This is a genomic window from Tolypothrix tenuis PCC 7101, from assembly GCF_963874875.1.
Classification (GTDB): domain Bacteria; phylum Cyanobacteriota; class Cyanobacteriia; order Cyanobacteriales; family Nostocaceae; genus Aulosira; species Aulosira tenue.
In genome coordinates this window covers 5,641,351-5,664,918 of the sequence record NZ_CAWNJS010000001.1, presented here as the reverse complement: position 1 = coordinate 5,664,918, position 23,568 = coordinate 5,641,351, and the positions used below count along the sequence as shown (strand labels likewise).

The 23,568-nt window shown below is 41.2% G+C and carries 16 protein-coding genes and 1 pseudogene; 10 read left to right on the top strand and 7 right to left on the bottom strand.

The window, feature by feature from the left end; all coding sequences use genetic code 11:
• Window positions 1-28 precede the first annotated feature (28 nt).
• Window positions 29-781 (top strand): hypothetical protein, encoded by a 753-nt coding sequence (locus AACU25_RS22295; protein ID WP_096579375.1) that lies wholly within the window; start codon window positions 29-31, stop codon window positions 779-781.
• Window positions 782-875: 94 nt separating this feature from the next.
• On the top strand, window positions 876-1,712 hold the full coding sequence (locus AACU25_RS22290; protein WP_096579373.1) for a hypothetical protein: 837 nt from the start codon (window positions 876-878) through the stop codon (window positions 1,710-1,712).
• 92 nt (window positions 1,713-1,804) lie between these two features.
• Here AACU25_RS22290 and AACU25_RS22285 read toward each other — a convergent pair whose 3' ends face one another.
• From AACU25_RS22285 to AACU25_RS22255, 7 genes are all read right to left on the bottom strand, one after another.
• Entirely contained in the window at window positions 1,805-2,329 is a 525-nt protein-coding gene (locus AACU25_RS22285) for a hypothetical protein (protein ID WP_096579371.1), read from the bottom strand.
• Between the two features lie 214 nt (window positions 2,330-2,543).
• Window positions 2,544-4,139 carry a hypothetical protein gene (locus AACU25_RS22280; protein ID WP_190445838.1) on the bottom strand — a complete coding sequence of 532 codons (1,596 nt, stop codon included), beginning with the start codon at window positions 4,137-4,139 and terminating at the stop codon, window positions 2,544-2,546.
• A 132-nt stretch (window positions 4,140-4,271) separates the two neighbouring features.
• Window positions 4,272-4,418, bottom strand: a complete 147-nt coding sequence (locus AACU25_RS22275; RefSeq protein WP_190445839.1) for a hypothetical protein — start codon at window positions 4,416-4,418, stop codon at window positions 4,272-4,274.
• A 73-nt stretch (window positions 4,419-4,491) separates the two neighbouring features.
• Window positions 4,492-5,247: a sulfite exporter TauE/SafE family protein gene (locus AACU25_RS22270; RefSeq protein ID WP_096579367.1), complete on the bottom strand. Its 756-nt coding sequence runs from the start codon at window positions 5,245-5,247 to the stop codon at window positions 4,492-4,494.
• A 361-nt stretch (window positions 5,248-5,608) separates the two neighbouring features.
• Window positions 5,609-6,253, bottom strand: coding sequence for a DUF4276 family protein (locus AACU25_RS22265; protein WP_096579365.1), 645 nt, complete (start codon window positions 6,251-6,253; stop codon window positions 5,609-5,611).
• Window positions 6,250-7,344 (bottom strand): AAA family ATPase, encoded by a 1,095-nt coding sequence (locus AACU25_RS22260; protein ID WP_096579363.1) that lies wholly within the window; start codon window positions 7,342-7,344, stop codon window positions 6,250-6,252. Before AACU25_RS22260 ends, AACU25_RS22265 begins: the two co-directional genes overlap by 4 nt.
• Window positions 7,345-7,691: 347 nt before the next feature.
• Complete coding sequence (locus tag AACU25_RS22255) at window positions 7,692-8,456, bottom strand: hypothetical protein (RefSeq protein WP_321206755.1); 765 nt, start codon at window positions 8,454-8,456, stop codon at window positions 7,692-7,694.
• A gap of 262 nt (window positions 8,457-8,718) precedes the next feature.
• On the opposite strand from AACU25_RS22255, the gene AACU25_RS22250 reads away from it, so the two are divergent.
• From AACU25_RS22250 to AACU25_RS22215, 8 genes and pseudogenes are all read left to right on the top strand, one after another.
• Window positions 8,719-11,490, top strand: a complete 2,772-nt coding sequence (locus tag AACU25_RS22250; RefSeq protein ID WP_096579359.1) for an Ig-like domain-containing protein — start codon at window positions 8,719-8,721, stop codon at window positions 11,488-11,490.
• A 615-nt stretch (window positions 11,491-12,105) separates the two neighbouring features.
• On the top strand, window positions 12,106-12,357 hold the full coding sequence (locus AACU25_RS22245) for a type II toxin-antitoxin system ParD family antitoxin (RefSeq protein WP_096579357.1): 252 nt from the start codon (window positions 12,106-12,108) through the stop codon (window positions 12,355-12,357).
• Between the two features lie 144 nt (window positions 12,358-12,501).
• Complete coding sequence (locus tag AACU25_RS22240; RefSeq protein ID WP_321206756.1) at window positions 12,502-14,055, top strand: LuxR C-terminal-related transcriptional regulator; 1,554 nt, start codon at window positions 12,502-12,504, stop codon at window positions 14,053-14,055.
• 364 nt (window positions 14,056-14,419) lie between these two features.
• A pseudogene (locus AACU25_RS22235) lies at window positions 14,420-15,763 on the top strand (flavin reductase); the annotation flags it as partial.
• A 346-nt stretch (window positions 15,764-16,109) separates the two neighbouring features.
• Entirely contained in the window at window positions 16,110-17,822 is a 1,713-nt protein-coding gene (locus AACU25_RS22230) for a flavin reductase (protein ID WP_096583940.1), read from the top strand.
• A gap of 256 nt (window positions 17,823-18,078) precedes the next feature.
• Entirely contained in the window at window positions 18,079-20,544 is a 2,466-nt protein-coding gene (locus AACU25_RS22225; RefSeq protein ID WP_096579355.1) for a dynamin-like GTPase family protein, read from the top strand.
• A 384-nt stretch (window positions 20,545-20,928) separates the two neighbouring features.
• On the top strand, window positions 20,929-22,569 hold the full coding sequence (locus tag AACU25_RS22220) for a M48 family metalloprotease (RefSeq protein WP_096579353.1): 1,641 nt from the start codon (window positions 20,929-20,931) through the stop codon (window positions 22,567-22,569).
• Between the two features lie 71 nt (window positions 22,570-22,640).
• Window positions 22,641-23,441: a COP23 domain-containing protein gene (locus AACU25_RS22215; RefSeq protein WP_096579351.1), complete on the top strand. Its 801-nt coding sequence runs from the start codon at window positions 22,641-22,643 to the stop codon at window positions 23,439-23,441.
• Window positions 23,442-23,568: the final 127 nt, after the last annotated feature.

The window sequence follows — 23,568 nt, the reverse complement described above, 5'->3', positions numbered from 1 at the left end:
TATTATAAAGTAGCAATGAGGACGAGTTATGGCAGTTACTACCTCACTTCGCTCCGATAATTTTCAACTATTTCTATCACTTCAATCTGAAATTAAAGACGCGGCAACCTATATTACCCGCCTCACGAAAGAGCGGGGTGAATGCATTCAATTTTTCGCGCAGTTAGCTGCACCACTCATGAGCAATGCAGGCAAAGCAATTGGCACGATTATTCGGTGTAAATTAGGGACAGAGGAAACACTTTCATTCCTATCACAGGCAGCGTTAACGCTTCATCGCATCTGGGTACGGTGTGCTGACTATGCACCCATGATTGCGTCAAAAGCGCTGCATTTCTATCAACAAATCATCGCTATATTTCCTTCAGGCACGGCATTGCAATTAGAGTTATTAGGGCAGGGGGATTACAAGCGAGAGGTTGAACCGCCTACGCTCATGCTTTCTACCATCGCCTCATGGTGGAAACGTCATGCCCAAGGGTACCGTGCACCAAAGACAACAGCGTCGCCTACGAGTACCCACGCGGTGCAGCTCTGTCTTGACCTTAACGTAGTAGATACTACAGATACTACCACTGAGGAAGCATCTTCTCCTACAGCACCTCATGAAGAATGGGTAGCAGGCGATCGCATCGGTGTAGACGGGGGCTGTGCTGGCACTATTACAGGCATTCGTAGACAACGTGCCTGGATACAATGGGATAACGGGTATACCGCGCAGTATACCGTTGACGAGATGAAACGTTATCGTTATTACAAACTCTGTGAGCAGCGCAGGTAGTGGCTAAGGCCTACCATGTAGTCTAGGCGTGGTGTGCCTGCCTGGGTATGATACACAGGGGAGATTTTCTCTCACGCCGTTTACGCTCCTACGTATGTCTTCTACTGACGTTACTCCCACAGATCCTACGCCACCACCATCACGCCCGAAAAAAGTGCTTCCTTCCCTTGAGGAATTAAGGAAACAACACCCACCGCGTGAGGAATGGAGCGATTCATCGCTTCAGTTTAAAGCCATTGGCGTGGTCACAGGCGAGGTGCGCTTTAGTGATGAACGTGCGACTATCACCATTGGTGGCAATGACTACACCTTGCTGTTTATTAAAAAGAAATTACGTGCCTTTGAGTCCTTAAAGCGCCATGTAGAAACCTCAGGGCAGTCACGGCAACGGGTAGTAGTCTACCCGAAGATAACCCACTTTCCTAAAAGAGATGAGCCACATATTGTGGCGTTTCAAGTCGTAGGCTTTGACCTGGGACAAGAAGAAAATGCCGTGTCAGGAGACTTAGGCGATTTAGAGTTTAAGGTCTCAGGATTTTGGCAGTTTATTCCAGTCTGTCCTACGCCCTGCATTACGGTGTTACGTAACTTTACGCGTGAGCGGCTTGAGTTTATGAAACGAGCTGAACCAGGACAAAACGTGTGGTTTATGCGAGCGAGCCATGTGCCTGTGCTCTGGAAAGATGCGCCTGTAAAGCCGTTTCGGTTTAATCCGAAAGCAGAAAAAGACGCGCAAGGGCAGCCGCCTTTTGTGGCGATTAAAGCCAAGTTTTTACCACAAAGGAATGTGTTTGCCTTTGTCGAGATGCTTGCCGAGCCACAAGAAAAGCCGCCTAAGTTTTTGAAAGTACACAAGAAGGATAAAGAAGTGGTGCAGGAAGCAAAGAAACAGAAACGTAAGGCAGCAGAGGCTGAAGCTTCTTCTTCATAACTTCGCTCTCGAGACGAGCGGTAGACTTTTTTGGAAAAAGTTACAACAGTATGCAATAAGGCTTTTTACTTATTAATTAGTAAATTTAGTTATTAATATAAAATTAATGAAAACAAACTAGTGATCAAGCAAAATAAGAATGCAACCTGTAATGTTCTTTTATGTTTTACCCAAATTCCTAAGAATAATACAATCGCAGAAATGACTAAAATATTTGCTATTACCATTTTTTTCAAGGAATGGAAGCATTGGTATAGTCCATACAAATCGTCACATATCATGGGTTCTTCAGGTGGTTCAGGAGTACATGCTTGAAGAATAATTCCTGTTAATTTCGGTACTAACTTAATACCAGTAGTACCTGCTAAATTCATCCCTATTCCTAGTACGGCGAAGAACACACTTCCCAAAAAAAATAATGCGGCAATGTCAATTAATTGTTTCTTCCTAATCAAAAAACCTAATATTAGTAGGCATATTCCAATAATTAAGGATTCTAATATATAAATATTTGGCTCTGAGAGCCAAAAGCAATAGAAAGGCTCGTCTTCAAAAATATCTCTAATATTAGCGTTTAAATAATCATTAGGAATACCAACTTTGTACTCATCTCCCATTTCTATAATTCATGAAAAAATAAATCCTGTTTTCTTACATTAAAAATCGTTACTGTGTAATGACACTATAGTTGATTTTTGGTGCGAACAATCATACTGCAAATAACCTTTTACGTGTTATGACTCGGAAATTAAGCCTAAGTTATTTTAATAATGTTATGTAGAGACATGAAATGTCTCTACATAACATTACAACAAAATTCCAATGACTTGGTTAGGGTGTAATAGGTACAATGCCACCATTGCCTAATGAAGGTGGAAATGGTGCTGTAATAACAACATCACGATTTTGTACTGGCTTGACATCTGTAAGCTGATAAATTCCCCCTTCATTTTTTGTGTTCAGTCTGTTGTAGTTTGTTTTCCACTCAAAATAGAGTAAAGGATCAAACTGTGGCTGATCTGTTGTTGTGCCAATCGGATCTTTTACCCCAACTAAAGCAGTCACAAACGATAAGTCGGGCTTATCTGTAATTTGTGTTGGATCAAAATTTCTACTTGGCCTATCAGAAAATATTAACCATCCATTCTTTATATTATTCTCTAAGTAATATTTACTACTTTTATTTATATCTTCATCCCAGTAATATGGGAGTTTGTCTGCTTCTGGACTATTTGGTTCTGATGTTTTTCTATAAGGAGGCGGATCTACATAAGGAGGTTTAATTTGATATTTATACACTTGTTCTTGTGAGAATCCACCAATCAATCGCATATCAGGGTAAGTTTTATTTTTTGAGGCATCAGAACGTAGTTCTTGATAGAAATTAAAGTGGTCGTAGCCTAAAATCTTTGCTGCAATGTTAATATCCATGCCTTTCTTAGGCCGAAAAGCAGCAAAAATGGAGCCATTTGTTAAACTATTTTGCCTACTGTTAAGTTCACTTCCGTAAAATACGTAGGTCGCATTCCCTTTTGCTAGAAGTTGAGAATAGCTAAGTATATCAAGCTGGGACGTATAAATTCGCGCATAAAGAGTAAATGTTTTTGTCTCACCATCTCCAAGATTGAAGACAGGCTTAATTGATAAATCATTCTTACTAATTGCTTTTGGCTTTCCTTCTACTACATCAATATCTCTAAAATAAAATGGCGAAGTTTCCTCCTTCCCAGTGAGAGGATTAAAGAGTTTAAAATACTCATCTTGGCTACTTGAATGTATAAAAGAGAAAGAGACTGTATCTTTTATCCCTTTAACATTTAATTTCTCGCTATAATCGTTAAATTCAATGTATGTTCTTTTGGTTTCTAAAGGAACAAGCTCTGTAGTTTGATATGCGCCTTGTATTGATAAATTAATTTGGGAGCGAATCCCTAATCGAGGAATATTTGGGCTATCTCCTGCATTATTTGTGATCGTAATAGTAGCTATAGGAAAGTATTCATCATCATCAATTTTACTGGGGTTTCTTCCATCATTGATGTCAGAGTAAACTTTTGGATAAACAGAAATAGATTGCGGTGATACTGAAAGACTTCCATTATCCCAGACAGCACGGCTTCCAGAAATCGAAAGATGAGTTGCTTCAATAATCCGCGACACAGGGCGAATAAATGAAAGAACACTGTACTCACCTTTAAAAGGAACAAGGCTTTTTCTGCGTTTTGGCGTTACGGTTCCACTATCTGCGATAAAGAAATCCGAGGAAAATTTCCTGTTTAAATCTCTTTCATGTTTTACACCAAGAAAATTAAAGAGGTAAGGAGCAAGACTTTTAGCAGTAACAGGAGTTGATAGAATAAATTGAAGAGAAGCAAGAGCCGCAGTTCCACTCGCAGAGAATGCAAGCAATCGGGATAATTTCATCATTTTATGATAGAAATAGCGCGAATACTCACATATTCCTACAAATTCAGTACAATAAATCTAATTTTATGCTTCTTTACCTAATCTTCTTATTTTCTTGTACTTATATTTATAATGTCTTTACTTAATTCAAACTTATAATGACGATTGCGATAATTGCCACGATAAGGTGATTTCTGCTTGGGAGTGGGGAATTGAACCACGTTGGTAAGTTGAGGTTGAACCACAGCGATCGCTGGTGCAGTCTCTGGCTTTGTTCTGTTCATTGTAAAGCGTGAACACATCTCTTCGTTAGCGTAGCGTTCCGAAGGAATCGACGTTGCTCACCTCGTGCATAAATTGTCTGATTGCTACATCACCTCAGCAACTTTACCGCCGATATCAACACAATCGACAGGTAAAGCCAGCGCACGTTGACATCACCTAACCTTAAGCCGAATTGACAGCCACACCATGCTCCAATAGACATTGAAAGGGAAAGCACGAGTGCTGCTCCCCACGTCACTATTCCTGCCCAGGAAAAAATAAGCGTGGTGACTATTCCTGCGCCAATGCCTTCTATCTTGAGAATCCCTGCACTTTCAAGCAAGGTACGACGGAAGAAAAACACTAAAATAAAGTTGCCTATAATATGTGACCCAGCCGACAAGAAGCCGCTCCACACTCCATTTGCGTAAAACAGCATAGCTCCTAGCGTTGGACTAATTCTTGGGTGTGGGCGCTCTTCACCCTGGTAAATTCCTTCCTGCTTCCACAGCACCATACAGGCAAAAATTAAGAGTAACGCGATACCCATAATCTTCTCCGCATAGACGGGTGCAGTACGAAGAAGCAGGATAGCCCCCGTCAATGCGCCTAAGCCGGAAAAAGCCGTGAACCGTACTGCAAGAGAATAGTCGATTTTGTCAGCGCGATGAAACTGCAAGGCACTCGTCAGCATCATCCCCAGTGCTCCCACTTCTAGAAGAGCAACCGACTCTGGGGCTGAGAACCCTAAACTGATGAGACCAGGCAGAATAACCAGACCCGAACCTCCTACCAACGCACCAAAAAACGAAGCGGTGCTACCGAGAAGGGCGATCAGCAGATAGACAGCAACTTCACTCTCCATCCCTTACAAAAGTCCACAGGGACAACACCTATCATACCGCGATATCACCACAAGAAGCTCACGTATCATCATGAGAACTTTTTATAGAAGGAGGCGCTACAAACGTGGAGCAATCTATCAGATAATTATACGATTTATCCGTTTCACGTTAATCCGAATAAGGAGTGCATATGCCAGCTATATTAAATGTTTATTTTAAATTTATAACTTTGTTTATTAATGCTCATACTTAATTATTAACTTCCATTAGCAATCGTACAAAACACGTTATGTACGTTTTTCAACTATGTTTTATTTCCAGGCTTTGTTGTATTCAATGTGAAGAATACAAGTATCTTCTTAAGGCATTGTCATCACTTCACTATCGTATGGCTTCCAGACGTGTCAACCACTCATCAAAATGCTGGCATTGCTGACGTATAGTGTCTAAGCCAATGTCTATTGCAATCAAAGAGCCATGTAGGGGTTTTTCATACCCAGGGCACCATTTCAGTATCCGCTTTGATGGCGCAGTCGTTGCACCATCATTAATATGTTCAGGTGAAGGAAATACTTCACGTTCTGCGTGCAATTGATCAACTACACCTTGATCAAACCATGCTAAAAATGCCTGTGGATTACTGTATAAAAGTCCTTCAAATTCATACACTATAATATTAGGAAGAAATTGGGGAAAGCCGATATCTTGTGCCATCTGCTGCTCAATATATGCTGCTTTCTGTAATGGATCGCTGGTAGGAGGTAATGAATTCTTCCCAGGAAAATCTTGAGGCAATCGATAAAAGTCAAACATCGTCGTGATAAATGAATTACTATCTTCACGGCACTTGCGGTCTAACTGCGGCTTAATCTTGGCATACGTGACCACCCCACCTTTTCCTGTGGCACTAGTGCGTACCAGAATGGGATTTAAATAAATATGGCGTAGGAGGAAATGCGGAGAAAGTACTTCTCGAACAAATGTTTCTTCTGTTTGCCCTTCGACAAACACATGCACGCGAATCATCGAGAGGGCCTCCCGCCGAAGATGTTTTTCTTCCACAATTCTCCTAAGCTGTACTCGTCAAGCCACTCGCGTAATTCATGTTCCTGTAGTCGTCGCAGTGTTGAGTTTCCTTCATGTCGCTCCACGACAATCACATCTTCTGGGTGAAATTCATTGAGCAGTTCTACCGACTGGGTGGAGACAATCACCTGTTTTTCTTGGGCAGCAAGACGCATTAATGAGGCAAGAACAGTAATGGCATACGGGTGAAGACCTAATTCAGGTTCATCAACTAAAATCGTGTCAGGCTGTAGCGTCGGTGGTTGCAGCAACACGGTAGCTAAACAGATAAAACGGAGCGTACCGTCGGAGAGATGATGCGCTTTAAAGGGGACATCCTGCCCTGCTTCCACCCATTCCAGTTCAATCACTTCATGATTTTGAGGAGAAGGTCGTAGGTAAAAATCACCAAAGAAAGGAGCAACCAGCCGAATTGTTTTCACAATGCGCTCAAACGATGCGGGGTACTGCTCGCGGAGTAAATATAAAAATGCCGCCAGGTTACGCGCATCAGGGCGTAGGTAGGCGTTGTCATTAATACCATGAGGTTGCTTGACGTAGGCGGTATCACTCGTGTCATGAAAATGATACACGCGCCACTGCTGCATCGCAGGTACGACAGAGGCATCAACGCTTGTCCCCGTGCTGCGTAATGCCTGTGTCTCAACGTGGCCCCCGCCTAAGGACTGCTCACCATCTACATGCCACCACAACGATTCTTGAGAGAACATAAGGCGGTTATCGTTGGTTGGTTCAAGGGTTGCACGGTAGCCATTATTACCAAAGTAAAGTTCAATGTGCAGATGCTCGGTTGTTTTTCGCCCAAAATGTAACACTGCATCTGGCCCCCCCTGGCGGCTCACAAACACTTGTAAGTGACCGTCCAGCATCTGCTGCATCATGCGAAAAAAGCCGATGAAATTAGACTTTCCCGCGCCATTAGAGCCAATCAGCACATTAAGCCGCGTAAGCGTTACGTCGCAGTGAGCGATCGATTTAAACCCCTTTACGACAAGCCTTGAGAGGTAGTTATTACTGGTAAGCGTTGTCATTGAGATGGTCTCCTACTTCCCAAGGGTTATAGCTGCATACTTTATTCATGAGGATTAATCCCGATCATGAATGTCGTTGCTACTCATGTTTTACAACGTGTAGAGCTACTTGCACCATGACATAAAAGCGTAGCGTACATCACGCAGATCAAAAGGTAGCAGCACTAGGTGAGCTAGCACAAGGACAACAAGCGATCGCTAGTAAATACAACCTGCTTTCTCAGTCCTATGAGATTGGTTAACAGTGGTGAAGCTATGAGGCATCGAGGGCGGGCTGCCAACCCCTTAAGCCAGGTTTTCAAAATCTTCTAATCTACTTCTAAAACTTCTGATAAATGTAGTAAGTATTACGATGAGCATTTTTTAAGAGTCGTAAAGTGTTCTCCATCATAAAATATGTCGTTTTGATTGATATCTCGGAAAACAACTCCACGAGGGTTTGAAATTTCTATGAGCCTCTGGGGGTATTGTTGCTGCCAATCAACTAAGATCGAAGATATGGCTTGATTAGTCCTTAAAAGTTTTACTGTTTTCCCTATAATTTCATAAGTAGATAAGTTTGAGTTTCCAAACAATGTTGAGTTATGACCAGTTATAAATACACGATCTAATACATAACTGTAGTATCCTTGGGACTGAAGACAGTTGCCTAACCATTCTTCAAGAAATGAACATGGCTTACTGTAAACTTTAGGCAAAGGTATCATCTTTTCTAGCTCGATTGAGGTTTTATAAGTCTTTAGTAAAGCAACATAATCGGTTTCATCGCCATTCACCCAGAGCCAATTACCATGTGTGCTCAAAATTAATTCATTAATTTCTCCATAGCCATACTGTTTAGCTTCTATTTTTTGTAAATTTTTTTTATTGCCTCTCTGATTTACTGATAAATAATTATTATGCAATTTAGATATATCAAATGTATTTCCATTCTCAACAGTGACAGTGATTTGCGTTGTTGTTGTCCTCGCATAAAGAGTACTGCTTTTATATTTCTGTTTTATCTCGGAGAGGCAATAGTTACTAAGAGGCTCAGAATGAGCACACGCTACTAACACTAAAGCAAGTATTACTATGCTTAGTAAACTACGATTTAGGAGCAGAATTAACATCTTCATTCTAAAAAGGGTGCGTGCGATTACTCCATAATAAATGTTTTAACTATATCAACATAAATTTAACGCCATCAATAAATTGCACGCCATTACTCCAAATATGATTACTTCTTTAACTTCTTAGATTTTATTTGTGAAGTTTCATTCATAGCAGCTTCATCAAGAATTTGTCCGATCTTCATGTAGTTTGGTATTTTCACGTAAACTAATTCCCGTACAATCAAGCATAATCAACCAGTTTAAAAGATTTTAGGAGATTATGTTTAATTACGACGAAAAAGAAATTACTAAATTATTCGTCTTTGGAACAAATAATCCCTCTGCCAGCAATTATAACGAGCATATCCGACCTACAACCGCCACACCTGCATCAATTAATTACTCAATGAGTGATTATATGACTCAAGGCGGAGGACGTTTTGCATACCCATCTTTATTTGGCGTTGTAGATAAATTCTTCGGTGCGACTCTAGCCGATAATACCTATAGTGTTACAACGTTAGCAACAGCGCTAGGAACAACATTCTCACCTGATGATTTTAGACTTGGAATATCACAGTATGGTACTGGCATCAGCGATAGCGACCATGCAGACCGTTCTTACATTTTTGGCACAACAGCTTTCAGACTAGACACTTCAACAGCAACATTTGAAGTAGTTGGTGGTGTCAAAACAATTAAAAATATAGAGGTACGAGCTTTTAACGACAATTTTGATTTTGAGGCAGGAAATCCACTTGCTAACTTAATCAATACTGTTTTTCTTGAACCCACACTAGACCCCTATGGATTGGCTCGTGGTGCGGTAAGTATTAATTTTACAGGCTCGGGAGCTACTCTTACTGAGTATAAACAATCGGATTATACTGCTGACCAAACACGGGAAGGAGATGTGAGTGTCGTTGGTACATTGTCACGTATTACTAAGGATACTCTTGGAATTGCATCGCTTTCATCTTCATATCTTAGTAATATAGCGACCGATACATTCTTGTCATATAAACGTGGGGATCTTAAGGTTATTTACGGAACTCCCAATGCTGACAGCTTAAACGAATTTGATGCAGAACTAAGCTTTGATATTTATTTTGGGTACCTTTTTGCGGGCGGAGATGGAAGTGACACTATTACTGGTGGTACTTTTGCTGATGAACTCCAGGGAGGGACTGGTGACGATGTGTTAGATGGTGGTTTGGGAGATGACACCTTTATTGGTGGTGCGGGTAATGACACGATCAAGGGCGGATCGTTCTTTTTTGGGCTATTTGAAGGAACGGATACTTCTGTCTATCAAGGTGCGTTTACCGATTATGAATTAGAATTTCTCCCCGATAAATCAATTCGCATTACGGATAGCGTGGGCAACCGAGATGGTTCAGATATTTTAACTGGCGTTGACTTTGGCCAATTTGCTGACAAAAAGATTAACCTGGCACCAGGGCAAGATATAGCTTTTGTCATCGACACAACTGGTAGTATGTTCGATGATATTGCTGCTGTTAAAGCTCGGTCTAATGAGATTATTGACGCTATTTTCGAGGGAGATAGAGGTTTTATAGATTCTCGTATTGCCGTAGTTGGATATAACGATCCTGGGACAAATACTTTTCTTTCTTTTACTGACCAGCCAAAAATTGCGGATAGAAAAACCGCAGCCAAGAATGCTATTAACAGCATCTCTGTTGGGGGTGGAGGTGATTTTCCAGAACTTGTTAATTCTGGCTTAATTCGTGCGTTGAATGGTGGTGCGGGAACATGGCGTGAAGAAGCCGCCGCCCGAAGAATAATTCTTTTTGGTGACGCACCTCCAAAAGATACTGATCTTCGTGCAGAGGTGCTGAGACTTGCTGCTGATGTTGGCATTGAAAGTGTACCTTCAGCACCTAGCTTACGTGCATTTTCTATTGCGAGTGATATTGAAGCGACTCGTCTTTCAAGCGATCTTATACTTACTAAATTTGAAATAGAAGAAACCAGTGCAGAGGGGAAAATAATTAGAGTCCCTGTTGAAATTTTTACCGTTTTAATTGGCAACGATCCGTCCACAAGTGCTGACTTTGAAAGCCTTGCAAGTGCAACTGGAGGCAAATTTTTAAATGCAGCGACAGCTTCTGATTTAGTTGATGTATTGATTAAAGCGATTGAAAGCCCAGGAGGTGGCAGTACGAATCAGCCACCTATAGCAGTAGATGATAAGACTACTACCAATCAAAAGAACTCAGTCACTATAAATGTTCTGCTCAATGACAGCGATCCTGATGGAAATGCCATCACAATAAACACATTCGATAATGTTTCTACCAAAGGAGGTAGCATCGTTCTTAGTGATAATGGTACCCCTGGTAACCTTACTGACGATCTGTTGGTTTACACCCCTCTAGCCAACTTTAGCGGTAGTGACAGCTTCACTTATACGATTAGCGATGGAGCAGCTACGGCTACAGCTACAGTTGCGATTGAAGTTGGTATTAACCTTAAGGGTGGAAATAGGAAAGATACACTCGTAGGAACCTCAGGAGATGATTATCTTGATGGAGGTAATGGGAAAGACACACTGACTGGACTAGCAGGCAACGACACCTTATGTGGCGGTAATGGTAATGATAGTCTTGATGGCGGAGCAGGCGTTGATCGACTCAAGGGTGGCTTAGGCGGCGATATCCTCACTGGAGGTAGCGAAGCCGATACTTTCGTGTTCATTAAAGGAAGGGAATCACTGCTGGATAACTTTGATCGAATCACCGATTTAGTGATCGGTACAGATATCATTGATGGTTTTAATGCTCTCAGTGCTGCTAACATCGCCAAAGTGGGAGCCGTTTCTGCCTTAAAAGAATCGAAGATCGCTGCTAAACTGACCAAGCGTACATTTGGTGCCAATGGTGCTGCTGTTTTTACCTATGGGACAGGAGCAAGCACCCGTACTTTCTTGGCACTCAATGACTGCAATGCTGGGTTCTCTTCCTGCAATGATGCCATTATTGAAATCACTGGTTACAGCGGCGACCTCAACAGTTTAGCAATCGTATAGTTTTATTGCTTCCTACTTGAGTTTGAGAACTTCATACATGTCTACGATTGATTTTTTATGATGATCAAATTCATGCGCGGTAGGTAGTGTACATTTGTGAGTACTAGATCGTAGTTCCTTATTAGGAAGAACCCCGAGATTCGTCTAGACCTTGTCTATATTTATGTATAGACAAGGTTTTAACTGAAACTGACTCTTCCTACAAGTTTCAACTTTTTGGACTTTGGACAAAATGAAGATTGTCATAGACTAATACTTTCTACAAGAGCATTGCACCAAAGCTTTATCTTGCATAAATCTTGCGTCTTATATCCTTAGTTTGAGAGAAAATATCAGTTAGTCCACCAACCTACAAAGGGCTTGCCCATTCAAGAGGTGAGCGTCAGCGGCGCTGAGGGCGGGCTGCCAACCCCTTAGGCTTACACCGCGAAAGTGTCCTGCCCGTCCTCAGCGCACCTCTTGAAAGCGACAGCGGTGGGCAAGTCCGCCGCCGCTTCAGGTAAAGTTTTTCTCCCCCATACCGATAACCATTACGAAAGCATTGTCAAAAATTGACAGTTATTGTTAATGATGGCAGGATCGCAAAGAGAAGCAGATCATTGGAGGTGCTGCCCTATGAACGTACATCTCGGCGAAACCTTAGATAAATTTGTCGCAGAACTCATCGCCAGTGGCCTCTATCAGTCCCAGAGTGAGGTCATTCGTGAAGGGCTGCGCCTCCTCAAAGAGCGCGAAGACCTACGAAAACTCAAACTTGAAGAGCTGCGACGCGACATCCACAAAGGAATTGACCAGCTTGAGCGCGGGGAATTTATTACCTACACTTCAACGCAAGACCTTGCGGAAGAAATTAAGGCGACACAGTAAGCAAAGTCGCGACCCATTGTTCGGCAAGTTTACTGCCAATTATATACATAGTGAGACATTGTGAAGAGTTGAAGGTTTTAATTAATGCTCTACTTGAGGCATAGAGTACTATAAAAACTAATTAAACTTTCGCGCTGCCTGTGAATGAACAATGATAATCCTATTAAAATTCTGTTTTTAGCGTCAGATCCCAGTGATGCTTCCCGGCTGCGTTTGGGGCAAGAGTTGCGAGATATTCAAGAAAAGCTACAACTAGCCAAACACCGAGAAAAATTTGTGTTAGAGCAACGGTGGAATGTGCGTCCTGGCGATATTAGTCAAGCAATATTGGATGTTGAGCCTCATATTGTACATTTTTCTGGTCATGGCACAAATACTGGCGAACTTTGCTGTGAAGATGAAGTAGGAAAATTGAAGCCTGTAAAGCCAGAAGCTCTAGCTGCATTGTTTGAACTTGTGGATAAACAAGTAAATTGTGTCATCTTGAATGCTTGTTATTCTAAGATTCAAGCGCAAGCAATTGCCAAGCATATTAATTATGTTATCGGTATGAACCAAGCCATTGGCGATAAGGCTGCAATAGCTTTTGCTGTTGGTTTTTATAAAGCACTTGGCGCAAACCATCCTATAGAGAAAGCTTTCAAGTTTGGCTGTATAGAAATTCGATTACATGACATTCCAGAACATTTAACTCCCGTTATCATTGAAAAAAAAGATATAAAAAATAACCCAGAGCCAGCTAAATACATACTTATATTAAGTGCTACTATTGATGAACTTAACAAGCCACTAGCAGAAGCCATTATTGCCCATTTACGTCAAATTTCGGGAGACACATCCTTGACACTACAGAAGATAGAGGCAGGCAGTGTAAAGCTGGTTTTGGAAGGGTCTCAGGAAGGTTTACAACAAATTTTGGCTCTATTCAGAGAGGGACAACTGACTGAGATCCTGGGTGTTCCAGTGCAAGATTTACAAGTTGTATCTTCTACGCAAACTAGTGCGTCTGAAATTCTTACTGTTCTAAGAAATCAACTGTTGGTGACAGGAAGTACTCAAGAGAGGATTTTGCTGAGAACTAGCTCTAGATATCCAATTTATCTCGCTTCGATTCAAGATGAGATTGAGTTAGAAAAACCAAAGGCTCAACTAAAACTGTCAGAAGGAAACTTTTTGCAGACTGTAATCGACAGCATAGATGATGCCATGTTAATTTTGACCGAAGTTGGGGAAGTAGTTTCTGCCAATACATCTGCTCATCGCATTTGTGCTGAATTGAATCAAGGCAGTTCAAACCTGAATTTTGTGCCACCAGTTATCTGGAGCGTTTGCCAATCTCTAATCGATAGCCAAGAGCTATTTCCCGATAAAACAATAATAATAGAGTCAGAAATTAATACAGAGAATTTAGGTGCTTTTCGTATTAGGGTTAGATGGTTGACTTCCGAGGAAAGGACTCAGCCTTACCTATTAGTCACAATAGAAGACCAGCATCAGTCTATGCAAAATGATGCGGTGAGCGCTGAAGTGAAGATGTACCGCTTGACTCCGCGAGAAGCTGAAATTTGGTTTCTTTATCGCTCCGGCTGTAGCTACAAAGAAATTGCTGCACGGCTGTATATTACTATGAATACGGTAAAGAAACACATGAAAAATATTCATTTTAAGCGGCAATCTAGTCTTAACCCAATCCAATAAAGGTTTTGCCGGAACTGGTTGGAGCCACTACTAGTCTGTCAGGGTTGAAATGAGGGACAGTAGTGTGAGCGTCTCGCTCACGCGGGCAAGATGCCCGCACTACCAAAAATTCCTCAAAACAAAATTGACAGACTACTACAAGCAAGGAGTGATCGTCAAGAACGCGATACTCGTTGATTGCTTGGCCAGCCCCTAACGCTATCCATGTAGCCTTTAATACTGCTACTCACGCCCATAAGAAAATGGTTGAATCGTTAGCCAGCGGCACGCCTCACACCGCTGGCTGTAGCGTTTTTTTGGTCAGCGTTCACCTGGAGTTAAACCCCGCATTGGTAGAAAGTCTATTTTACTTTACACTAAAAACCTGTCTCATGAGCCATTTTCCAAGCGGATTGTCAAAAGTGGCGATCGCATAAATATTGGGAAAGGACATGAAATCGAATTTGTGAGTGCGCCGAATCTGCATTGGCCAGATACCATCTTTAGCTATGACCGCAAAACCGAAGTGATCTACACCTGTGATGCTTTCGGGATGCACTTCTGTGATGAGCGTACTTTTGATGAAGATTTAGAAGCCATCGAGGCTGACTTTAGATTTTATTATGATTGCTTGATGGGGCCTAATGCTCGCTCTTTGCTAACAGCAATGAAGCGGATGAATGATTTAGGAAAAATTAAAATTATTGCCAACGGTCACGGGCCCTTACTGCATCATCATTTAGATATTCTGACCGAGTGTTACCAAAGTTGGAGCCAAAGACAAGCAAAAGCAGAAACAACTGTTGGCTTGTTTTATGTTTCTGAATATGGCTTTGGCGAAAAGCTGATTCAGGCTATTGGAGAGGGTATTCAAAAAACTGGTGTGGGGATCGAAATGATTGATCTCAGCACGGCTGAAGCCCAAGAAATCCAAGAATTAGCAGGTAGAGCAGCTGGTATTGTAATTGGTATGCCACCAAGTACAAATACTGCAGCTATAGCTGGTATCAGTTCGCTGTTGGCTGTAGTTAATAACAAGCAACTAGTAGGATTATTTGAGTGTTACGGTGGGGATGATGAACCCATCGATACACTACGTCGTAAATTCATTGACTCAGGTATTAAGGAAGCCTTCCCAGCGATTCGGATTAAAGAGGCTCCCAACGCTTCTACATATCAGCTTTGTGCAGAAGCTGGTACAGATTTGGGACAAGTGCTGATGCGCGATCGCAATCTCAAGCAACTCAAGTCCCTCGACGTAAATATGGAAAAAGCGTTGGGTCGGATTAGCAGCGGACTATATATTGTCACTACCAAAAAAGGTAATGTTAATGGTGCAATGCTGGCATCTTGGGTGAGCCAAGCAAGCTTACAACCCTTAGGATTGACCATTGCGGTAGCTAAAGACCGCGCCATAGATACCTTGATGCAAGTAGGCGATCTCTTTGTCCTGAATGTCCTCGAAGAAGGAAATTATCAGGAACTTAAAAAGCACTTCCTCAAGCGCTTAACCCCTGGCGCTGACCGATTTGCTGGTGTGAAAACTCAAACCGCGAAAAATGGTTCTCCGATTCTCACAGATGCGCTGGCGTACATGGAATGTGAAGTACAAAGCAGCATTGAATGTAGCGACCACTGGATTTTATATTGCACTGTCCAAGAAGGTCGTGTATCCAAACCAGAAGGACTGACAGCCGTTCGTCATCGCAAAGTAGGTAACTACTACTAAACACAAAAGTTCTGAGTGCTGAGTAACGAGTGCTGAGTTATGAGGATGCAAATTGCGCTCAGAACTACTCATACCAATTCAATAATTCCAAATTCATAAATCCAAATTTACCAGGGTTTATCAGTTTGGATTGGTCATGAATTTTGAGGAATTGGTATCAAGCAAGCTATCTTTTTTCATCTTTATATTTTGCTCTGCAATATCGCTCAAGACTAAGCACTTAGTACTCAGGACTCAGAACGATATGAAATTTCCCAATAGCTTCACCCGCGTTTTTGAATTAGCTAAAAACTGGGTAAATTATACCCGGTTTTTCCATTTCTTTGATAAAAATCACCCAAAATCTATGAGCAATTCCAAACCCCGTGACGTACAAGTTTTGCCCATTGCAACAAATACTAAAGTTCTGAGAGCGCGTAGTTGGTCACGTTTGCGGTTTGAAATCGAATATGCACTTGAAAGGGGAACTACCTCCAATTGCTATTTAATTGAAGGCGATCAAACAGCCATTACTGATCCACCTGCAGAAAGTTTTACGGAAATTTATCTGGATGCTTTGCAGCAAACCCTGAATTTAAAAAAATTAGATTATGTGATTTTGGGTCATTTTAATCCTAACCGGGTGGTAACATATAAAGCCCTCTTAGAATTAGCACCTCAAATTACATTTGTCTGTTCGCTTCCATGTGCTGCGAATTTGCGGAATGCTTTTCCTGATGACACTCTAAATATCTTAGTAATGCGGGGGAAAGAGACTCTGGATTTAGGTAAGGGTCATGTTTTAAAATTCTTCCCGATTCCTAGTCCTCGCTGGCCGGAAGCGCTTTGTACCTACGACCAACAAACGCAAATTCTCTACACAGATAAGTTATTTGGTTCTCATATCTGTGGCGATGAAGTATTTGATGATAATTGGGAAAGCTTTAAGGAAGACCAACGCTACTACTACAACTGCTTGATGGCTCCCCATGCATTACACGTAGAAGCTGCTTTAGAGAAAATCTCTGATTTGCAGGTGAGAATGTATGGTGTTGGTCATGGGCCTTTGGTACGCACCAGCTTAATCGAACTGACCAAATCTTATGGCGAATGGAGCCACGCACAACGCACCAGGGAAATATCTGTGGCGTTGTTGTTTGCTTCAGCTTATGGAAATACGGCAACTTTAGCACAGGCGATCGCACTAGGACTGACTAAAGGCGGAGTCGCGGTCAAATCCATCAACTGTGAATTTGCTGACCCTGATGAAATCCGCACCACCTTGCAAGAGTGCGATGCATTTATCATTGGTTCTCCTACTATTGGTGGTCATGCACCTACCCCCATTCATACCGCTTTAGGAATTGTTCTCAGCGTTGGTGATAACAATAAACTGGCGGGAGTTTTCGGTTCCTATGGCTGGAGTGGTGAAGCCTTTGATTTAATTGAAGGTAAACTCCGGGATGCTGGTTATAAATTTGGTTTTGAAACTCTCAAAGTCAAGTTTAAACCAGATGATGTCACTCTCAAGTACTGTGAAGAAGTTGGCACAGACTTTGCTCAAGCAATTAAGAAAGCGAAAAAAGTGCGCGTACCACAACAAGCTGCTACTCCTTTAGAACAAGCTGTGGGTCGAATTGTTGGTTCTGTTTGCGTTATCGCCGCCAAGCAAGGAGATGTTTCCACAGGAATGCTAGGTGCTTGGGTATCTCAAGCCACATTTAATCCACCGGGAATTACAGTGGCGATCGCTAAAGAAAGAGCGATTGAATCTCTGATGTATCCAGGTGGTAAATTTACCTTAAATGTTTTGGAAGAAGGCAATCATCTTGACTACATGAAGCATTTCCGCAAATCTTTTGCTCCTGGGGAAGATAGATTTGCTAGCTTTAGTACGGCGGTTGCTGATAATGGTTGCATTGTTCTCACAGATGCGATCGCCTATTTGGAATGCTCAGTTAGCCAACGCTTAGAATGTGGCGATCATTGGGTAGTTTATGCAACTGTTGATAACGGTAAATTACTCAAACCTGATGCGGTGACTGCTATCAATCATCGTAAAACTGGTACTCATTATTAGTACTTCCTCTTCTGAGTTGTGAGAAGTCGGAGATCTAAAAACTCAGCAAGATTAACGACATAAACCACCAGCGCATCAATTAAGAACTGATAATCAGGTTATCCTACTCTCTTTCTGGGGGTGGGATTTTTATCGTTGATCATTGATTTTTCTTGCATGACATCAAAGCGCGAGCATACTTTCTCAGTAATAGCACTGTTTTAAAATTTATACAATTTTTCGTAAAATATACTTAAATATTATCAGGCTTATAAATATGTCAGACTTGTCTTATCAAGCTATAGATTTAAAAGAACAAGTTGAATATATATTAAATCTTTTACAACAAGAACCGACATTACGCGCTTATGATATTACACCTGTCAAAACTTCTCTAGCGAAAGTTATTTCTCCTAGATTTGAAATTGTGTTTGCGGGTGCATTTAGTGCAGGTAAATCGATGCTGATTAATGCACTTTTAGAAAGAGAATTGTTATACAGTGCTGAAGGACACGCTACAGGTACAGAGTGCAAAATAGAATATGCAACCGCAGATGAAGAAAGGGTTGTTTTAACATTTTTGAGTGAAGCAGAAATCCGTGAACAAGCAGTTGCATTATGCCAACAATTAGGATTTAAGACAGTAGCAAATATTAATCAGAATGATGTGATTAATTTGCTGAATCAAGGTTGTCAAGCTATTCTGCAACAAGAGGGAGGTGAGAGTAAATCTGAACGTGCCAAACAAGCTAAAGCATTAATTTTATTACTGGAAGGTTATGTAGCAAATCGCCAACATATCCATACAGTGAATAATGCTACATATTCAATGGCACAATTTAATTTTGTCAATATTAAAGAAGCTGCTAGCTATGCAAGACGTGGTAGCAATAGTTCGGTTTTGAAAAGGATTGAATATTATTGTTATCATCCTTTATTGCAAGATGGTAACGTCATTATTGATACTCCTGGTATTGATGCGCCAGTAGCGAAGGATGCACTGTTAACTTATCAAAGAATTCAACATCCGGAGACCTCCGCTGTCATCTGCGTATTAAAACCCGCCTCCGCTGGCGATATGACAAAGGAAGAAACGGAACTTTTAGAAACCATGCGGGGTAACGGAGGAATCCGCGATCGCGTTTTTTATATTTTTAATCGCATTGATGAAACCTGGTACAATGCCCAGCTAAAGCAACGATTAGAAGATTTAATTACTGGACAGTTCCGCGAGACGAATAGAGTTTACAAAACTAGTGGCTTACTAGGATTTTATGGCAGTCAAATTAAACAAACAACCGAGCAAGATAGATTTGGCTTAGATTCCATCTTTGCTACAAATGTGAGAGGCTTCAATGGAGGAGAAGAAACACCACAATTTGTCAATGAATTTAACCGTTACTGTGCTAATTCTGGTAAATTATCAGCTACTCAGTTTCGCATTTCTGTGAATAGTTTTGAAACGCCTAATGAAAACTATGTCAGAATTATTAAAGAACAGGGTATGCCATTAATTAGCCAGTTAATTAAAGATAGTGGCATAGAAGAATTTAGAACTGCAATTACTCGCTATCTCACAGAAGAAAAGCGCCCTCAACTTTTTCAAAACTTGGCTGAGGATTTGCAAGATATCTGTATTAACTTGAAAAAGCATTATCAAGCGGTATATCAAGATTTAGATAGTCAGCCGCGAGAAATTGAGACAATGAAGGTGCAGGAATTGCAACGTCTCAACCAGCAATTACAGCAAGTTAGTAAAGATTGGGTGCAGCATATTAATGAAGAGGTTAACCTAGTAATTAATAATAATTGTGATAGCTTTGAAGCTGATTTCCGGCAATTGCAATCCCGGATGATTCGCCGTTTGGATGAATTGCTAGATACTTTTTCTGTGGCTGATGCTTATCGACGTGCAACCCTCAGCCATCCCCGGAATGCGACTGCACCTTTACTAGCAATTTTAGTAGAAGCATTTTATTATTTAGCGAATCAGTTAGAAGATATTTTGATTTTATCTTCACAGCAATTAGTCGCTAATCTATTTCAGCAGCTAATAGAGAAGATTCGCAAATCGGATTATTATCGCCAATTATATCGTTTGTTAGGAAATGATGGCGGCATTGAAATAGAAATCAAAATTGTCGAAAAACTAGTTTCCCAAGCCTTAATTAGTGCAGCTAGTGTAGAGTGCGATCGCTTTGTGCGAGAAAGTCCTAGATTTTACGATGAAGGTACTTTTTCAATATATCAATTCCGGCAAACATTGCAGCAAACTTCTCAAAGTTACGACTGCGAAAGCATAGTAGAAGCAGAACCAGCAATTCGACAATTATTGAAGTTAGATTTTGAGCCGAAAGTTTCTAATACTATTCGCAAATCTTTTCGCCAAACTATTAACCAAATAGTTAAAAATCAGTTATTAGAAATGGCGGAAAAGCAAGCTGATGAAATATTACAGCAGTATCCTCATGCTAGAGCTTATTTGGAAAATATACTAGAAAAAGAAGCCCAAGAAAAAATTATTAATAATCAAAGAGTTATGAGTCTAGTTCTCCAGAAAATTGCTGCTTATAATTTAGCGGTCTCCGGCATCAATAGCCATTTGCAATCAATGCATTTACAAGACAAAATATTACCATTAATTAATAATTATGACTCTGAGTTAGAAGTAGTTGATACTAGACTCGTTAAAAACGGTTTTCTAGTTTCTGATGGATTAGAAAATGCTGTGATAGAAAGTTAAAAATTGCATTTCTTTTGTTGAAAAAGAGGAAAATGTAAAAAAGGGAAGAGGTTTAAAATCACCTTTCCCTTTTTTAGCATTCCCTAATCTAATGAATTACAAATTTATCAGCGTTTATCTGCAGTTAATTTTTTATTCCTATCCTTAATAATATATGGCAATCAGATTTGATTTTTGAACAAAAATCTGTAAGTCGTAACGCACAAAAAACTTTAGCGCTGATGCGTTACGCTATTGCTAACGCATCCTACTACGAGAAATACAATCGACAATCTAAAATCTAAAATCTAAAATCCAAAATCCAAAATTGATTGACCCTTTTCCCTAAATCACCCGCTTAGATGTATTGTAAAAATACTAACCTTTTACAGGGGTGAACCCAGCATGAAACGAAATCGCAAGTCTCTGCTGTTAACCTTGAACTGGGTGTTATTATCCTTTGGCACATCAATATTAATTATTCTTACCCAGCCTACAGCACCCGTCCCTGCACAAGAACCTGCTGCAAATAGTCAACAACAGCTGCGGGAAATACTGCAACGTGCAACTCCCAATCCCACGGAAACGCCGAAGCCTGTAATCATACCACAACCTACGCCCAGCCCCAGCCCAGAAGTTACAGAACCGAAAAAGCCAGATACGGCGACAGAACCAGAACTAACTCCTGAAGAAATTGCGCGTCAGCAAAAATTCATCGAAGCAGACAAGCTTTATCAGGCGGGACAAATTGTGGAAGCTGAAAAAATTTACCGAGAGGTAAAAGAACCTTTTGCGAAAACTAGTCAACCTCAAGAACGCAAAGCTGCAATTACTGACCCAACGCAACTATCCCCCGCGGGTAAGGTATACTGGCGAGAAGCAGAGGCGGGGATAGAGAAGAAGCTAGAATCTCGGACTTTAATTCCACTACAACTATTAGTTGAGCAGTATCCGGAATTTATTCCCGGACATATCAAATTTGCAGAAGTTCTTAAACAATATAATCGCTCTCCACAAGCTTTAGATATTTTAGAACGGGGAGCTTCCCTTTATCCAGACCAACCAGAACTGATTAAAGCTAGAGTTACAGCACTTGCGGAAGCTCAAAAATGGATGGAAGCTTCTTTAGCAGCGCGTCAATTTGCAATTCTCAACCCTAAAGATCCGCAAGCACCAGAGTTTGCGAATTTAGCAGATGTGCATCTCAAGCGTTATAAATCTCATATTCAAGCAGAAATTAGAGGCAATGCGATCGCTAATATTCTCACGGGTGCATTAGGTTACGCTGTTAGCGGTAGTTTGCTGGGCCCTTTTTCGGCGCTGGATTCCACAATTATGCTACTGCGCGGTGAAGAATCCATAGGCGAATCGGTAGCCAAGCAAGCAAAACAAGAATTAAAACAGATTACCGATGAGACAGTAGTAGCCTACGTCGATGAAATTGGACAAAAACTCGCCAAAGTCGCCGGACGCAACGAATTTAAATATGAGTTTTTTGTCGTTCCCCAAGAAGAACTCAACGCCTTTGCGCTCCCTGGTGGCAAAATCTTTATTAATGCAGGTGCGATCGCTAAAACAAACTCCGAAGCTGAATTGGCTGGGTTAATTGGTCATGAGTTATCCCATGTGGTGTTATCCCACGGCTTTCAATTAGTTACCCAAGGTAACCTCGTTGCTAATGTGACGCAGTATATACCTTTGGGGGGCATTATCGGACAACTTTCAGCCCTCAGTTACAGCCGCGACATGGAACGTCAAGCAGATACCCTTGGTACGCGTCTGATTGTCGCTACAGGTTATGCGGCTGATGGCTTACGTAATTTGATGGTGACGCTAGAAAAACAACAGAAAAATGCTCCTCCTAGTTGGTTATCTTCTCATCCTGGCGGTAGTGAGCGAGTTAGTTATCTAGAAGATATGATTACCAATAGCAAATACAACCGCTACGCCTATGAAGGTGTAGAACGACACGCACAAATTCAAGCCAAAGTCAAACAAATTCTCAAAGAGAAAAAATCGCAAGAAGAAAAAAAGCAGCGTTCTTAATGAACCAAAAACAAAATTTTTCGTCACTGAAGGTATCAATATCCCTACAGATTTTCCCTAGAGGATGATTTATGTCATCGCACGCTTTGAAATTTCTGCTTTTAAGTGGTTTAGGTTTATCCTGCTTCTTGGGTAATTCGGCAGCATTTGCCCAAGTTAATGATAGTGTGGTTGTACCCACAGAACCATCGGGCACAACTACAACCACAACTACACCGATACCAACAGGTACAGCAACTAACACCACAAATTATCCTACAGCTGATGGTAGTAGGTTTAGTTGTCAAACCTACAACGGTCAATATACCGTGATGTATCAGCCGGAAAGTCAACCAGGTCAATACTTTGCTTGGGCTGCACCTCAGGCTTTAGGTGGTGGTTGGGATGTAAACAGACGCTGTCAAACAATTTCCCAACGCTTAGAATCCTATCGTCCAGATGGCTTACAAGAACTCCAAGTAACAAGGTTAAATAACGAGAACATTGTTTGTGTCACCACTGAGGCTGATCCTAGCTGTCGGATTGTCCTCACAGTACCCCGCGATAAAGACCCCTATACTGTCCGCAATAGCATCTTCCAAAACCTTACCACTGCGGATAGCGGTCAACAAACCATTGCTGTTAACACCTACCGCAACAATCAAAATATATTAGGTGATTTATATAACTTAGGTCGTACAGGAATAGGTGGTAATCGCGCTTCTGCATCTAAAAGTGGTATTAATCTGAAACCTTTCCTCGATCGCAAAGATGGTGGTAATGGTAGCGGGTTAAAAAATGGTGTCGCCTTACGTAACCGTTCCAATAGCCAAACCACTGTTCGCCCACAACAAAATGGCGTTCGCCTCGACCCCAACAGATTCCGCCGTTAATTACCGAATTTGAAGTTCGTGATTCTCCTTATTCCCCAATCTTTTGAAATTGGGAAATAAGGAAAATCAACTAACGACTAATGACTGTTGAGTACAGACGCGATTAATCGCGTCTCTTTGATTTTTA

Bases quoted from the DNA above. Each gene is read 5' to 3' on its own strand.
- AACU25_RS22295 (WP_096579375.1), top strand. From the start codon at position 29: ATGGCAGTTACTACCTCACTTCGCTCCGATAATTTTCAACTATTTCTA.
- AACU25_RS22290 (WP_096579373.1), top strand. From the start codon at position 876: ATGTCTTCTACTGACGTTACTCCCACAGATCCTACGCCACCACCATCA.
- AACU25_RS22285 (WP_096579371.1), bottom strand. From the start codon at position 2,329: ATGGGAGATGAGTACAAAGTTGGTATTCCTAATGATTATTTAAACGCT.
- AACU25_RS22280 (WP_190445838.1), bottom strand. From the start codon at position 4,139: ATGATGAAATTATCCCGATTGCTTGCATTCTCTGCGAGTGGAACTGCG.
- AACU25_RS22270 (WP_096579367.1), bottom strand. From the start codon at position 5,247: ATGGAGAGTGAAGTTGCTGTCTATCTGCTGATCGCCCTTCTCGGTAGC.
- AACU25_RS22265 (WP_096579365.1), bottom strand. From the start codon at position 6,253: ATGATTCGCGTGCATGTGTTTGTCGAAGGGCAAACAGAAGAAACATTT.
- AACU25_RS22260 (WP_096579363.1), bottom strand. From the start codon at position 7,344: ATGACAACGCTTACCAGTAATAACTACCTCTCAAGGCTTGTCGTAAAG.
- AACU25_RS22255 (WP_321206755.1), bottom strand. From the start codon at position 8,456: ATGTTAATTCTGCTCCTAAATCGTAGTTTACTAAGCATAGTAATACTT.
- AACU25_RS22250 (WP_096579359.1), top strand. From the start codon at position 8,719: ATGTTTAATTACGACGAAAAAGAAATTACTAAATTATTCGTCTTTGGA.
- AACU25_RS22245 (WP_096579357.1), top strand. From the start codon at position 12,106: ATGAACGTACATCTCGGCGAAACCTTAGATAAATTTGTCGCAGAACTC.
- AACU25_RS22240 (WP_321206756.1), top strand. From the start codon at position 12,502: ATGAACAATGATAATCCTATTAAAATTCTGTTTTTAGCGTCAGATCCC.
- AACU25_RS22230 (WP_096583940.1), top strand. From the start codon at position 16,110: ATGAGCAATTCCAAACCCCGTGACGTACAAGTTTTGCCCATTGCAACA.
- AACU25_RS22225 (WP_096579355.1), top strand. From the start codon at position 18,079: ATGTCAGACTTGTCTTATCAAGCTATAGATTTAAAAGAACAAGTTGAA.
- AACU25_RS22220 (WP_096579353.1), top strand. From the start codon at position 20,929: ATGAAACGAAATCGCAAGTCTCTGCTGTTAACCTTGAACTGGGTGTTA.
- AACU25_RS22215 (WP_096579351.1), top strand. From the start codon at position 22,641: ATGTCATCGCACGCTTTGAAATTTCTGCTTTTAAGTGGTTTAGGTTTA.